Source organism: Pseudomonas cremoris, from assembly GCF_014230465.1.
The window spans coordinates 223,918-237,455 of sequence record NZ_JAAXCY010000007.1 but is presented as its reverse complement, the minus strand read 5'-3'; the positions used below and the strand labels follow the sequence as shown (position 1 = coordinate 237,455).

Annotated in this window: 18 protein-coding genes; 11 read left to right on the top strand and 7 right to left on the bottom strand. The window is 58.6% G+C overall.

Annotated elements, in window-relative coordinates; genetic code table 11:
* Window positions 1-22: 22 nt before the first annotated feature.
* The gene (gene ahpC / locus HF257_RS19135; RefSeq protein WP_003173835.1) at window positions 23-586 is read right to left on the bottom strand and encodes an alkyl hydroperoxide reductase subunit C; all 564 of its coding nucleotides are present in this window, start codon (window positions 584-586) and stop codon (window positions 23-25) included.
* A gap of 143 nt (window positions 587-729) precedes the next feature.
* On the bottom strand, window positions 730-1,656 hold the full coding sequence (locus HF257_RS19130) for a site-specific integrase (protein WP_185706005.1): 927 nt from the start codon (window positions 1,654-1,656) through the stop codon (window positions 730-732).
* A 171-nt stretch (window positions 1,657-1,827) separates the two neighbouring features.
* Between HF257_RS19130 and HF257_RS19125 the strand changes: the two genes are divergently transcribed.
* The gene (locus tag HF257_RS19125; RefSeq protein WP_185706003.1) at window positions 1,828-2,835 is read left to right on the top strand and encodes a DNA-binding protein; all 1,008 of its coding nucleotides are present in this window, start codon (window positions 1,828-1,830) and stop codon (window positions 2,833-2,835) included.
* Here HF257_RS19125 and gorA read toward each other — a convergent pair whose 3' ends face one another.
* Window positions 2,836-4,194 carry a glutathione-disulfide reductase gene (gene gorA / locus HF257_RS19120; protein ID WP_185706001.1) on the bottom strand — a complete coding sequence of 453 codons (1,359 nt, stop codon included), beginning with the start codon at window positions 4,192-4,194 and terminating at the stop codon, window positions 2,836-2,838.
* 106 nt (window positions 4,195-4,300) lie between these two features.
* Window positions 4,301-5,140 (bottom strand): UTP--glucose-1-phosphate uridylyltransferase GalU, encoded by an 840-nt coding sequence (gene galU, locus HF257_RS19115; protein ID WP_003212579.1) that lies wholly within the window; start codon window positions 5,138-5,140, stop codon window positions 4,301-4,303.
* A gap of 309 nt (window positions 5,141-5,449) precedes the next feature.
* Between galU and HF257_RS19110 the strand changes: the two genes are divergently transcribed.
* Together HF257_RS19110 and HF257_RS19105 are read left to right on the top strand one after the other, a co-directional pair.
* Window positions 5,450-5,635, top strand: a complete 186-nt coding sequence (locus HF257_RS19110) for a hypothetical protein (RefSeq protein ID WP_012724166.1) — start codon at window positions 5,450-5,452, stop codon at window positions 5,633-5,635.
* Window positions 5,636-5,780: 145 nt separating this feature from the next.
* A complete protein-coding gene (locus HF257_RS19105) occupies window positions 5,781-6,062 on the top strand; it encodes a hypothetical protein (RefSeq protein ID WP_185705999.1) in 282 nt (93 codons plus the stop codon).
* A gap of 7 nt (window positions 6,063-6,069) precedes the next feature.
* Here the strand turns inward: HF257_RS19105 and HF257_RS19100 are convergent, their stop codons facing one another.
* Window positions 6,070-6,300: a hypothetical protein gene (locus HF257_RS19100; RefSeq protein ID WP_185705997.1), complete on the bottom strand. Its 231-nt coding sequence runs from the start codon at window positions 6,298-6,300 to the stop codon at window positions 6,070-6,072.
* 22 nt (window positions 6,301-6,322) lie between these two features.
* The gene (locus HF257_RS19095) at window positions 6,323-6,673 is read right to left on the bottom strand and encodes a hypothetical protein (protein WP_185705995.1); all 351 of its coding nucleotides are present in this window, start codon (window positions 6,671-6,673) and stop codon (window positions 6,323-6,325) included.
* Window positions 6,674-6,884: 211 nt separating this feature from the next.
* Between HF257_RS19095 and HF257_RS19090 the strand changes: the two genes are divergently transcribed.
* The 4 genes from HF257_RS19090 to ada all read left to right on the top strand — a co-directional run bounded on the left by HF257_RS19090 (window position 6,885) and on the right by ada (window position 9,173).
* Window positions 6,885-7,187 carry a DUF1883 domain-containing protein gene (locus HF257_RS19090; protein WP_135290423.1) on the top strand — a complete coding sequence of 101 codons (303 nt, stop codon included), beginning with the start codon at window positions 6,885-6,887 and terminating at the stop codon, window positions 7,185-7,187.
* A gap of 20 nt (window positions 7,188-7,207) precedes the next feature.
* Window positions 7,208-7,375 carry a hypothetical protein gene (locus HF257_RS19085; RefSeq protein ID WP_185705993.1) on the top strand — a complete coding sequence of 56 codons (168 nt, stop codon included), beginning with the start codon at window positions 7,208-7,210 and terminating at the stop codon, window positions 7,373-7,375.
* A 4-nt stretch (window positions 7,376-7,379) separates the two neighbouring features.
* Window positions 7,380-8,045, top strand: coding sequence for a DNA oxidative demethylase AlkB (gene alkB / locus HF257_RS19080; protein WP_185705991.1), 666 nt, complete (start codon window positions 7,380-7,382; stop codon window positions 8,043-8,045).
* Between the two features lie 75 nt (window positions 8,046-8,120).
* Window positions 8,121-9,173 carry a bifunctional DNA-binding transcriptional regulator/O6-methylguanine-DNA methyltransferase Ada gene (gene ada, locus HF257_RS19075; protein ID WP_185705989.1) on the top strand — a complete coding sequence of 351 codons (1,053 nt, stop codon included), beginning with the start codon at window positions 8,121-8,123 and terminating at the stop codon, window positions 9,171-9,173.
* Here ada and HF257_RS19070 read toward each other — a convergent pair.
* Entirely contained in the window at window positions 9,170-9,760 is a 591-nt protein-coding gene (locus HF257_RS19070; RefSeq protein ID WP_185705987.1) for a CGNR zinc finger domain-containing protein, read from the bottom strand. The two genes, ada and HF257_RS19070, sit on opposite strands and share 4 nt — an antisense overlap.
* A 177-nt stretch (window positions 9,761-9,937) precedes the next feature.
* Between HF257_RS19070 and HF257_RS19065 the strand changes: the two genes are divergently transcribed.
* The 4 genes from HF257_RS19065 (at window position 9,938) to modB (ending at window position 13,536) form a co-directional block, all read left to right on the top strand.
* On the top strand, window positions 9,938-10,816 hold the full coding sequence (locus HF257_RS19065) for an alpha/beta fold hydrolase (protein WP_185705985.1): 879 nt from the start codon (window positions 9,938-9,940) through the stop codon (window positions 10,814-10,816).
* Between the two features lie 108 nt (window positions 10,817-10,924).
* Complete coding sequence (locus tag HF257_RS19060; RefSeq protein WP_185705983.1) at window positions 10,925-11,989, top strand: NAD(P)H-dependent flavin oxidoreductase; 1,065 nt, start codon at window positions 10,925-10,927, stop codon at window positions 11,987-11,989.
* A 113-nt stretch (window positions 11,990-12,102) separates the two neighbouring features.
* Complete coding sequence (gene modA, locus HF257_RS19055) at window positions 12,103-12,855, top strand: molybdate ABC transporter substrate-binding protein (RefSeq protein WP_185705981.1); 753 nt, start codon at window positions 12,103-12,105, stop codon at window positions 12,853-12,855.
* Complete coding sequence (modB, locus tag HF257_RS19050) at window positions 12,856-13,536, top strand: molybdate ABC transporter permease subunit (RefSeq protein WP_017734225.1); 681 nt, start codon at window positions 12,856-12,858, stop codon at window positions 13,534-13,536. It begins immediately after the preceding gene.
* The last annotated feature ends 2 nt before the right edge of the window (window positions 13,537-13,538 follow it).

Sequence of the window (13,538 nt, the reverse complement as noted above, 5' to 3'; positions counted from 1 at the left end):
CCGCCCTGAGGTACTCACAGACTTAGATCTTGCCAACCAAGTCCAGGGACGGAGCCAGAGTAGCCTCGCCTTCTTTCCACTTGGCTGGGCACACTTCACCTGGGTGGGCAGCTACGTACTGAGCTGCCTTGATTTTGCGCAGCAGCTCGGAAGCGTCACGGCCAACACCGCCGTCGTTCAGTTCAACGATCTTGATCTGACCTTCTGGGTTGATCACGAAAGTACCGCGGTCTGCCAGGCCAGCTTCTTCGATCAGCACGTCGAAGTTGCGGGAGATGGTCAGGGTTGGGTCGCCGATCATGGTGTATTGGATTTTGCCGATGGCTGGCGAAGTGTTATGCCAGGCAGCGTGGGCAAAGTGGGTGTCGGTGGAAACGCTGTAGATTTCGACGCCCAGCTTCTGGAATTCGGCGTAGTTGTCAGCCAGGTCTTCCAGCTCGGTTGGGCAAACGAAGGTGAAGTCGGCTGGGTAGAAGAACACTACGGACCACTTGCCTTTCAGGTCAGCGTCGGTCACATCTACGAAATTGCCGTTTTTGTAGGCGGTAGCTTTGAACGGTTTTACTTGGCTGTTGATGATAGGCATCGTTGACTCTCCGTCAGGTTTGTAGAAAGGGTTACAAGTTGATGAAGTGAATCCTACCCACTCTTCGCGTCGATGGCTCATTGGCAAACCTGATGCTGACGATTGGTTTTCCCTATCAGGTGACTGTATTAATAGAAGAAATCTCAAAGCAGCGGTTGTGTCGCCAGTGTCATGCCAAGAAAGGGCGTCGCTTCAACATAGCGCATGGCAGATTTCATGTCGTTCCAACCGACGTAACTCATCAACGACTTCAAGTCCCAGCCGCTGCGATGAGCCCAGGTGGCAAAGCCCCGGCGCAGTGAGTGACTGGTGTATTGCTCGGCGGGGATGCCTGCGCGCTCAAGCGCCTGACGCAATAGCGGGATGACACTGTTGGCGTGCAACCCCTCCTCCCCCAGGTTGCCCCAGCGATCAATCCCGCGGAACACCGGCCCTCGCACCAATGCCGAGGCGCTGAGCCATTCGCTATAGGCCTGCACCGGGCACAGGCGCAGCAGCGCCGGGGTGTGGTAGGTCTTGCCGAGGTTGTCACGATCGCTTTTGCTGCGCGGCAGGTAAAGGCTGATGCCGGTGCCGGGCGTGGCCTGCACATGCTCGATCTCCAAGCGGCAGAGTTCATCACTGCGAAAGCCACGCCAGAAGCCCAGTAGGATCAAGGCTTTGTCGCGCTTGGCGCGCAACAGTCGAGCTGGGTCGTGGGGCGTGTCATTCATCTCAGCCTCAAGGGACGCTACGACCTGTTCCAGATGTTTGAGCTGCAACGGTTCGGCCTGTTTCTCTTGTGCCGGATGCACGGCGCGGATCCCCTTGAGCACCTTGCGCACCACCGGTGCCTTGGTGGGATCGGGAAAGCCCTGGCTGGTATGCCATTGCGCCAATGCCGAGAGCCGCAGCTTCAAGGTGTTGACCGCCAACACGCCAGCGTGCGCTACCAGATAACGCGCCACGCTGTCGCTGGTCGCGGGCAGGAACCCTCCCCAGCTCACTTCGAAGTGCTCGATCGCCGCACGATAACTGCGTCGCGTGTTATCGCGGGTGGCGGCATTCAGGTATCGGTCCAGATCGCTCATGGGTGGGCCTATTCGTACTGCTGGAGGGTGTATGCACGGTCAAAACGATTATCACACGGGATAATACGCCAATATCCCATCTGTTAAATCATGAATTTTAAAGGATTTATATTCGTGATATAGTATGTAAATACATACTACGTACCACAGTACTAAATCGACGGAGACCCCATGGCTCGCGGTGGCATCAATAAAGCAGTCGTTCAAACGGCCCGCCTGGCGATCCTCGCCCGCGGCGAAAACCCCAGCATCGATGCCGTACGGATCGAAATGGGCAATACCGGCTCGAAAACCACGATTCACCGCTATTTAAAAGAGCTGGACGACAGCGAGACCCGGCTAACCATCACCGAAGCGCCCATTGACGACGAGCTTGGCGAGCTGGTCTCACGACTGGCCCAACGACTGAAAGAGAAAGCCCAAGAGCCTATCGACCTGGCCTTGGCGCAATTCGAACAACAGAAGGCAGCCCTCCTCACGCAGCTGGAAACCCTGGAAGAGGTTCACGGGCAGCTAAAGCAGCAATTTGATATCCAGGCCGCCGCGCTGGCAGAAGAAAGCGCCGCACTGCAAACAGCCAGCACCAGCCTGCAAACCGAACAAACCCGCAATGCGGGGCTCAGCCAGGCCTGCAGCGATTACGAGCTGCGCATCAATGACAAGGACGACCAGATCCGCTCACTGGAAGAGAAGCACCTGCACGCCCGCGATGCGCTGGAGCATTACCGCACTGCAATCAAGGATCAGCGTGAGCAGGAGCAGCGCCGCCACGAAGGCCAACTACAGCAAGTCCAGGCCGAGCTTCGCCAAGCCCAGCAAAGCGCACTGGTGCGCCAGGATGAAATCACCCAACTGCATCGCGACAACGAACGGCTATTGATTGAACATCGGGTAACGATGAAGGAATTGGCGGCACTGCAGGAGCAAGCCCGCAAAGACCAGGCCCAGCAACTCAAGCTCAGCGAACAGGTGAGCCAGATAGACAGCGAGCGCACCTTGCTTCAGGAGCGGCTGCGGGTTGCCGTGCTGGAAGGTCAGTCACGCCAAACGGCATTGACCGAACACCAGCACATCAACAAAACCCTGGAACTGGACCTGATCAAGGCCCAGGCCAGTATCGAGGCATTGCGCCTGGCGGCCATCATTGCAACGGCGCCAGAGGCAACACCACAAGACTGATCAGCCCGCCACAGGCGTGCGCATGGTGACGAACTCTTCCGCCGCCGTAGGGTGCACGCCGATGGTTTCATCGAAGTGCCGCTTGGTCGCGCCCGCCTTGAGCGCGATCGCCAAGCCCTGGACGATCTCGCCGGCGTCCGGGCCGACCATGTGGCAACCCAACACTTTGTCGGTGTCGGCGTCGACCACCAGCTTCATCAGGGTTTTCTCTTGGCACTCCGTCAAGGTCAGCTTCATCGGCCGGAAGCGGCTTTCGAAGACCTGCACGCTGTGGCCCTTCTCTTTCGCTTCTTCTTCGGTCAGACCCACCGTGCCGATATTCGGCAAGCTGAACACCGCCGTCGGGATCATCGCGTAATCCACCGGACGATATTGCTCAGGCTTGAACAGGCGACGCGCGACGGCCATGCCTTCGGCTAACGCAACCGGCGTCAGTTGCACCCGACCGATCACGTCACCAATGGCCAGGATCGACGACTCAGCCGTCTGGTACAGATCGTCTACCTCTACAAAGCCGCGCTTGTCGAGTTTGACCCCGGTGTTTTCCAGGCCCAGGTTGTCGAGCATCGGGCGGCGACCGGTGGCGTAGAACACACAATCGGCTTCGAGTACACGACCGTTTTTCAGGGTGGCCTTGAGGCTGCCATCGGCTTGTTTGTCGATGCGTTCGATATCGGCATTGAATTGCAGGTCCAGCCCGCGCTTGGTCAGCTCTTCTTTCAGGTGCGTGCGCACCGAGCCGTCGAAACCGCGCAGAAACAGGTCGCCGCGATACAACAATGTGGTCTGTGCACCCAGCCCGTGGAAGATGCCAGCAAATTCGACGGCAATGTAACCACCGCCCACCACCAACACACGCTTGGGCAATTGCTTGAGGAAGAACGCCTCATTGGAGCCAATGGCGTGCTCGCGCCCTGGAATCTCCGGGATCTGTGGCCAGCCGCCGGTCGCGATCAGGATGTGCTCGGCGGTGAAGCGCTCACCATTGATCTCTACCTGGTGCGGGTCAACTACGCGCGCGTGGCCCTCGTGCAGGGTGACACCGCTATTGACCAGCAGGTTGCGGTAGATGCCGTTGAGACGGTTGATCTCGCGGTCTTTGTTGGCGATCAACGTCGCCCAATCGAAGTTCGCTTCACCCAGCGACCAGCCAAAACCATTGGCTTGCTCGAAGTCCTCGGCGAAGTGTGCGCCGTACACCAGCAGCTTTTTAGGCACGCAGCCCACGTTCACGCAGGTGCCCCCCAGGTAGCGGCTTTCCGCCACCGCCACTTTGGCGCCAAAGCCCGCAGCAAAGCGTGCTGCGCGAACACCGCCAGAACCGGCGCCAATTACATACAGGTCAAAATCGTAGGCCATTTCACTCTCCTCGGCAGGCCATCAGCATACCGACTTACATGGGACTGAAAAACGAAAAAGCCACCCGAAGGTGGCTTTCTCTTAAAACAGGTTTGGCTACCGTGGGTCAGTAAGCCTTGCCAGTCTTGTAGAAGTGCTCGTAGCAGAAGTTGGTGGCTTCGATGTAGCCTTCAGCGCCGCCGCAGTCGAAACGACGACCTTTGAATTTGTAGGCAATCACGCAACCGTCTTTGGCTTGCTTCAACAGGGCGTCGGTAATCTGGATTTCGCCGCCTTTGCCTGGCTCGGTTTCTTCGATCAACTTGAAGATGTCCGGGGTCAGGATGTAACGACCGATGATCGCCAGGTTCGATGGAGCATCTTCCGGCGCCGGTTTTTCAACCATGTCGCGCACACGAATCAGGCCATCGCCGATGTCATCACCAGCAATCACGCCGTACTTGTTGGTTTCCTGAGGGTCAACCTCTTGAACGGCAACGATGGTGCAGCGGTATTTCTGGTAAAGCTTGACCATCTGGGTCAGCACGCCGTCGCCTTCCAGGTTGACGCACAGGTCGTCCGCCAGCACCACGGCGAACGGTTCGTCACCGATCAGCGGGCGACCGGTCAGGATCGCGTGGCCCAGGCCTTTCATTTGAGTCTGACGGGTGTAGGAGAAGGAGCACTCGTCCAGCAGCTTACGGATACCGACCAGGTATTTTTCCTTGTCGGTGCCCTTGATCTGGTTTTCCAGCTCGTAGCTGATGTCGAAGTGATCTTCCAGTGCGCGCTTACCACGGCCAGTCACGATGGAGATCTCGTTCAGGCCGGCATCCAGTGCCTCTTCGACGCCGTACTGAATCAGTGGCTTGTTCACCACCGGCAGCATCTCTTTAGGCATGGCTTTGGTCGCTGGCAGGAAGCGAGTGCCGTAACCGGCTGCTGGGAACAAGCATTTCTTGATCATATAAGTCCTTACAAAGGGCTGTGCGTACGAAATTCGGCGCAGTCTAATCAGGCCGCAGTCACCTTACAATGGGTCCTGCTGGCGTTGCGATGTCATCATAGAGAAAAAATGTCGGCGTAAGTTCCGCTGATCTTACGAAGAGCAGCCTCGCCGGCACGGCAAAAAAGCCTGCACCTCCCAGTTTCAGAGGGCTGCAACCTTTTTAGCACGCTTTCGCCGCCAGAACACTGACCTAGAATAACTTGCGCGTCCCTGCGACATTTGGCGCTATCATTACGCCCTTGAACCAGACCACGAGATTCTTAATAGATGTCAGAACCAAAAGGCGTGAACGGCTACCTGATCACCAAGCGAGCGGACGGCTGGCACTTGATCAACTTCCACGGCGACAGCGTTGCCGGGGCATTCGCGAGCGAAAGCCAAGCGATCGCCGTCGCTGAAGTGTTCGTGGATGAAGCAGGCCACGCATCGAGCAAGCGGCCTAAAGGCAAGTAAGCCTCGAAGGCTTCGTAAAAAGCCCCGTTGGACGGGGCTTTTTTTGTGTTTGCCTGTACCTTGATGGCGGTTCGCTATAATCTCCCGCAGACGCCCCACGACAGTGTCAGCGCCCTCCTCCTACACCCTCGACGACGACCTATCCATGAACAAAACCCTGGCACTGACTGCGGTACTGGCGCTTGCTGGCTGCACCACCACTTCTGACATTTACCTGAAAAACGGTGAGCAAGGCTTGACCATCGACTGCTCGGGCGAAGCCAATTCCTGGGCCAGTTGCTACGAGAAGGCCGATGCGTCCTGCGCGGGCACCGGCTATCGAATAGTGGGGACTGAGGGTACGCCGTCGCTTAAGGAAGCCGACAAGACCCTGGGCAAAGACGTGGGCAACTACAAAAGTCGCAGCGTGGTGGTGGTCTGCAAGTAGCCGAAGGCTACAGGTGGATCTCGGCGAACTTGATCCCTAACCCGCGCAGGGTCTCGGTCAGCTCATCAAGACTTGAAAAGGATTCGACTTCATCATGATCGTCCACCAGGAAAAAGCTGCGACCGCCGCTTTTCTTGAAAAAGACGATCCACTCGCCAAGGTCGGCGGGATTCTGGATGACATGGGTGGCCGAGATCTGGCCCTCGGCCTGGCGGGCCTTGACGTGTTCGCGCTTCATATCTGATTGTTCCATCACGGCATCAGCCGGAAATGCAGTCTTCCCCGGCCTTCTTCACATCACCCGGACGGATTGGCACGTTGGACATGCTCTCGTAGAGCTTGATGCTGCTGCCGCTGGAGCGCTCTTCAATTTCAAAGATAGCTGATGGATCAGCCGAGAACTTTTGCGGCACGATCACCTGCACGCCATCTTTATGCGGCTCGATCTGCGGCGGGCGACGGGTTGTCGACAGCTTGCGCACCACGCATGCCGCGTATTCTTGGGGTTTTTTCCCGGAAATGACCGCCAGTGTCGGCGGGGTCTGCTTGATATCTGCAACCGAAGCACACCCACCTATCGCCAAGGCCAGAACCAACACACTCCACTTCATACAAAACCTCCGATAAAGACCCTACGACAGCGGGGATGGTAATTTTCTCCCGCCCACGTAGGATTTATCCCTGATAACTCGGTAAATAACTGTTTTAAATTGTCGACGTCAGTGAAGACGACCCGATAATAAACGCGCTGGGGCTGATAAACTCCATCTTAACCTACGTATCGTTCTGATTTTTCAGAAAAAGCCCTTCTGGAGACACCCCATGAAATTCATCCACCAGCGCGAGCACCTCAACGAGGGAGACATTGTCGTCATCGAATGCTCGCAAACGTGCAACATCCGCCTGATGAGCGATGCGAACTTTCGCAGCTTCAAGAACGGCGGTCGCCATACCTACCACGGCGGCGCGTTCGACAAGTTCCCGGCCAAGATCACCGCACCCAGCACCGGGTTCTGGAACATCACCTTGGACGTGGTCACCCGCCGCGCGATCAGCGTGACCAAAAAGCCGACGCTGTCCCACAAGATCCGTATCGTGCGCCGTACCAGCTCCAAACTGAGCTGAACACCCAACAGGACATCGCCGTGACTTCCACTACTAAATACGTCATCAAGTACAAACTCAACGGCGAACGCCGCTTCGAATTTGCCCAGTTGCAGAGCAACAGCGTAGAAGAAGCCAAGCAAGCGCTGGCAAAAATTCACGATGCCACCGATGAAATCACCGACATCAACGTGAGCAAGGCACTGTAGGCCCATGCACGGCCCCACTGCCGACCTGTTCGCCGATGACGCCCTGCAACAACCCGCAGGGCGTGAACAAATTGGCGAAGAGTCGTACGTACTGAGGGGCTACGCCCTGCCCTGGATTGATCGCCTTCTTCCAGAACTCCGGCAGGTGCTGGCGCAATCGCCGTTTCGACAAATGATCACTCCCGGCGGCTTTACCATGTCGGCCGCACTGAGCAGTTGCGGCGATTTGGGCTGGACCACCGATGCCGGCGGCTATCGCTACAGCCCCTTGGATCCGCGCAGCCAACAGCCCTGGCCAAACATGCCCGACGCGCTGCGCCAACTGGCCGTCGAGGCAGCGACAGACGCAGGCTTCATCGACTTTGCGCCCGACGCCTGCCTGATCAACCGTTACGTACCGGGCGCAAAGATGTCGCTGCACCAAGACAAGAATGAGCGCCGTTACAATGCGCCCGTGGTGTCGGTGTCCTTGGGCTTGCCGGCAGTTTTTCTGTTTGGCGGCCATGAGCGCAGCGACAAGACCCAAAAAGTTTCCCTGTTTCATGGCGACGTGGTGGTCTGGGGCGGCGTGGATCGCCTGCGCTTTCACGGCGTGATGCCCATCAAGGAGGGCGTGCACCCGATCATGGGCCCACAGCGCATCAACCTCACCTTCCGCACCGCCGGCTGATTTGACCGCAAGCTTCGGAGTGTCAGGCGCCTGCAACACCGCTAGTCTGCACAGGACCTGTAAAGAGTGCCGACCATGACTATCGAACAAGACCCCCGCTGGGCCGCGATCCTGGCCCGCGACCCCAAGGCCGACGCGTTGTTTGTCTATGGCGTAAAAACCACCGGCGTGTATTGCCGCCCCAGCAGCGCCTCGCGCCTGCCGCGCCCGCAGAACATTGAATTCTTCGACACACCGGCCCAAGCCGAAGCCGCTGGCTACCGTGCGAGTAAACGCGCCACTGGCGACCGCACCCAAGTCGCAGCTCACCACGCGCAATTGGTCGCCAACGCCTGTCGACACATCGAGCAGGCCGAGTCTCCACCCAGCCTGGAAGTACTTGCCGCGCAAGCCGGCCTCAGCCCCTTTCACTTCCACCGCGTGTTCAAGGCCGTCACCGGCCTGACGCCCAAGGGTTACGCCAGCGCACACCGTTCACGCAAGGTGCGTGACGGGCTCAAGGACCAGCACTCAGTCACTGATGCGCTGTACGACGCGGGCTTCAATTCCAACAGCCGCTTCTACGAATCGGCCAACCAGTTACTCGGCATGAAGCCCAGTGATTACAGGGCCGGAGGCACCAACAACGAAATCCTGTTTGCCGTCGGGCAATGCTCGCTGGGGGCGATATTGGTGGCGCAAAGCACTCGCGGCGTATGTGCGATTTTGCTGGGGGATGACCCGGACAAACTGGTGCGCGACCTGCAGGACCAATTTCCCAAGGCCAGCCTGGTAGGCGCCGATCACAGCTTTGAACAATTGGTGGCCCAGGTCGTCGGGTTTATCGAAGCGCCTGCCCTGGGCCTGGACTTGCCACTCGATCTGCGTGGCACTGCTTTTCAGGAGCGGGTCTGGCAAGCGTTGCGTGATATTCCGTTAGGCAGCACAGTCAGCTACGGGCAAATCGCCGAACGTATCGGGGCGCCCAAGGCCTTTCGCGCGGTGGCTCAGGCCTGTGGCGCCAACTGCCTGGCGGTGGCCATTCCGTGTCACCGCGTGGTGCGCAGCAATGGCGACTTGTCAGGCTACCGCTGGGGTGTGGAGCGCAAGCGTCAGTTACTCGCCCGCGAGCACACCCTCAGCGATTAACGAATTTTGCGTTTACGAAATTCGGCCACCTTATGCCGGTTGCCGCACAACGCCATGCTGCACCAACGGCGCTTGTGGGCCTTGGTGCGATCATAAAACCACAGGATGCATTCTGGATGCTCGCAGCGGCGAATCAAGCTGAAATCGCCGTCCACCAACAAGCCTGCGGCAGCTTCGGCAATCGGTGCCAGGAACTGCTCGGCGGTCTGTACCTTGCGCAAGCGCTCCAGCCGTGGCACCTCGTTTGACGGCCACACCAACTGCGGATGGCTGACGGCTTTGCGTAAAAAGCTGTTGAGCGCTGCTGGATTGCCAGGTCTCCCGGCCTTGCGCGTGGCTACCAACTCACGGATCACCTCGCGCAGCTCGCGTGCCGCATTGAGCAGTGCACCTTCTTCAAGCGCCGGAAGACTATCACTCGGCACCCAACTCAGGCGCACCAGCCACGCTTGCACGTCGGCATCGACCTGCCAAAAATCCCACGGCACACCGTCGATATTCGCCAAGGTGTTGAGCATGTCCAGTACCGGGTCGTCGGCCAGGACGTAGGGCTCCAGAGGTGTAGCGGGCGGCGCGGAAATAGTCATGGTCAGTTCTCTTGAATGCGCTGGCATCGTAACCGCCAATCAAACGAAATGGTAGTTACAGCCGACAAAATGCTAACCGATATAAAACGTTTGACAGGTTACCTAATTGAGCGCAGCTTTTGAAAGAGGTAACCCGTATAAATACGTTATCAAGTTACATAAAAGGTGATTTCAACCATGACCCTCCAAGCTCCCGCAGTTCACTACCGCCTTATCGATGCCGATGGCGTGCGCATGTTCTACCGTGAAGCCGGCGACCCCACCGCTCCGGTGATGCTGCTTCTGCACGGTTTTCCCAGCTCTTCCCATATGTACCGCGACCTCATCCCTCTGCTCGCGACCCGCTTTCGTGTGATCGCACCGGACCTGCCAGGCTTCGGTTTCACCGAGGTACCTGCAGAACGCGATTACCACTACAGCTTCGATAACCTGGCGATCACCGTGGGGCATTTTGTCGATGCGCTGGAATTGAGCCGTTATGCGCTGTATGTCTTCGATTACGGTGCGCCGGTGGGCCTGCGCCTGGCCGTCGCCCATCCAGAACGAGTCAGCGCGCTGGTCTCGCAGAACGGCAACGCCTACCTGGAAGGGCTTGGGGATTCCTGGGCGCCGATCCGTACCTACTGGGCCGACCCTAGCGCCGCCAATCGCGACGTGGTTCGGCGCGGCGTACTTGGCCTCGAAGGCACGCGTTACCAATACCTGCATGGCGTGAACCAGCCGGACTTGGTAGCACCGGAGTCCTACATGCTCGACGTGTTGTTGATGCAACGGCCGGGCAACGAAGAGATCCAGTTGGACTTGTTCCTCGACTACCGCAACAACCTCACGCAGTACCCAGCGTTCCAGGCGTTCTTCAAGGCCACGCAAGTGCCAACACTGGTGATCTGGGGCCAAAACGATCCGTTCTTCATTCCGCCGGGCGCACACGCCTACAAGACCGACAACGCCAACGCCGTGGTGGAGTTGCTGGACACCGGTCACTTCGCCCTGGAAACCCATGCGGCCCATATCGCCCAGCGTATTCACGAGGTGCTGGGACAGACGATTGACTGAAAACGTGCACGAATCAATCGTCCCGTCCAGTGAATAAAACAGACTGGCCGGGTGCCAACGGCCCTGCTAAAACAGCGAAAAGACTGACTAACGCTGGAGACGCATGCTATGAGCACCTGGCCAGACACCCGTCTGCTTGATCTGCTGAACATCGAAGTTCCCATCATTCAAGCGCCCATGGCAGTGGGCACCACCACCGCCATGGTCATTGCGGCCAATAAGGCCGGCGCATTGGGCTCGCTGCCGGCGGCAGCGTTGAGCATCGATCAATTGCGCGAGGCGTTGACCACCATTCGCCAGGCCAGCTCGCGTCCTGTCAACGTCAACTTCTTCTGCCATCAACCCCCTGCACCCGACGCGGCACGCGACCGCCACTGGAAGGAGCTCCTGCAACCCTACTACCGTGAACTGGGTGCTGACTATGATGCACCGACGCCCGTTTCCAACCGCGAACCGTTCAATGAAGCCGCGTGCCAGGTGATTGAAGAGTTTCACCCAGAGGTGGTCAGCTTCCACTTTGGCTTGCCCGAAAAGGCCTTGCTCGACCGAGTAAAGGCGACGGGCGCGAAAGTGTTGTCGTCGGCAACGACGGTGGAAGAAGCCATCTGGCTGGAGCAGCATGGCTGCGACGCAATTATCGCCATGGGCATTGAGGCGGGTGGGCATCGTGGGTTGTTTTTGAGCGACGACCTGAACACACAAATCGGTTTGTTCGCGTTGGTACCGCAAATTGTCGATGCAGTCAGCGTGCCGGTCATTGCCGCCGGCGGTATTGGCGACGCGCGCGGGATCGTCGCAGCCTTTGCCTTGGGGGCTTCGGCGGTGCAGATTGGCACGGCGTATCTGTTCACTCCCGAGGCCAATGTGACCCCCTCTCACCACCACGCACTGCGCCACGCCCAAGCCAGCCAAACCGCGCTGACCAACCTGTTCACAGGCCGTCCGGCACGGGGCATCGTCAACCGGGTCATGCGTGAGCTAGGCCCAATCAACCCGGCGGCTCCGGCATTTCCCACCTCCGGCGGCGCGTTAATGCCACTCAAGGCTAAAGATGAAGCGGGGTTCAGCAACCTATGGTCGGGCCAGGCGCTGCGCCTGGGTAAAGAGCTGTCCACGTATGACCTGACCCGCCATTTGGCCGAGCAGGCGTTAGCCAAGCTGCACAAGAACTGACACCTGGGGCAACTTTGCACTGTACCGGCAATGGCCAACCGCTATATATTCCCGTAGATAGCGGTTAAGCCTTCTACCTATAACAAGCCGTACACCCCCTAAGGAGCTGCTTCATGATGATTCGTGTCTCACGCCTGGCCGCGCTGGTCGCCGCCCTCGCTTTTGGTTCGGCCCACGCCGATGAAGTCCAGGTAGCGGTGGCTGCCAACTTCACCGCGCCGATCCAGGCAATTGCCGCTGACTTCGAAAAAGACACCGGCCACAAGCTGGTCGCGGCCTATGGCGCCACCGGGCAGTTCTACACCCAGATCAAGAACGGCGCGCCGTTCGAAGTGTTCCTCAGCGCCGACGACACCACCCCGCAAAAACTCGAGAGCGAAGGCGACACCGTCAAAGGCTCGCGCTTCACCTACGCCGTGGGCACCCTGGCGCTGTGGTCGGCCAAAGAAGGCTACGTGGATGCCAAGGGCGACGTGTTGAAGAAAAACGAGTTCAAGCACCTCTCCATCGCCAACCCGAAAGCCGCGCCTTACGGCCTGGCCGCGACCCAAGTGCTGGCCAAAGAAGGCCTGACCGACAAGGTCAAGGACAAGATTGTCGAAGGCCAGAACATCACCCAGGCCTATCAATTTGTGTCCACCGGCAATGCCGAGCTGGGCTTCGTCGCCTTGTCGCAGATCTACAAAGACGGCAAAGTCACCAGCGGTTCGGCATGGATCGTACCGTCGTCGATGCACGACCCGATCAAACAGGACGCAGTGATCCTCAACAAAGGCAAGGACAGCGCGGCTGCCAAGGCACTGGTTGAGTACCTAAAGGGGCCAAAAGCCGCTGCCGTTATCAAGTCCTACGGTTACGAGCTCTAAATGCCGCTATCGAGTGCCGATTTTTCCGCTATCTGGTTGACCATCAAACTGGCGTCACTGACCACCGTGATCCTGCTGGTCATCGGCACTCCGATTGCCCTGTGGCTGTCGCGCACCCGTTCGTGGTGGCGCGGCCCCATTGGCGCCGTCGTCGCCTTGCCGTTGGTGCTGCCACCCACGGTAATCGGCTTCTACTTGCTGTTGACCATGGGCCCTAACGGCTACTTCGGCCAGTTCACCCAATGGCTGGGCCTGGGCACCCTCACCTTCAGTTTCGCCGGGCTGGTCATCGGCTCGGTGATCTATTCCATGCCATTTGTGGTGCAGCCGTTGCAAAACGCCTTCTCCGCCATCGGCACGCGCCCCCTGGAAGTGGCTGCCACCTTGCGCGCTAATCCTTGGGACACGTTTTTCACAGTGATCCTTCCCCTGGCGCGCCCAGGTTTTATCACCGCGTCGATTCTCGGCTTCGCCCACACCGTCGGTGAGTTTGGCGTGGTGCTGATGATCGGCGGCAACATCCCAGACAAGACCCGCGTGGTCTCGGTGCAGATATACGACCACGTAGAAGCCATGGAATACGCCCAGGCCCACTGGCTGGCAGGCTCCATGGTGGTGTTCGCGTTCCTCGTGTTGCTGGCGCTGTACTCCAGCCGTAAAACCAAGATGGGCTGGAGCTGATG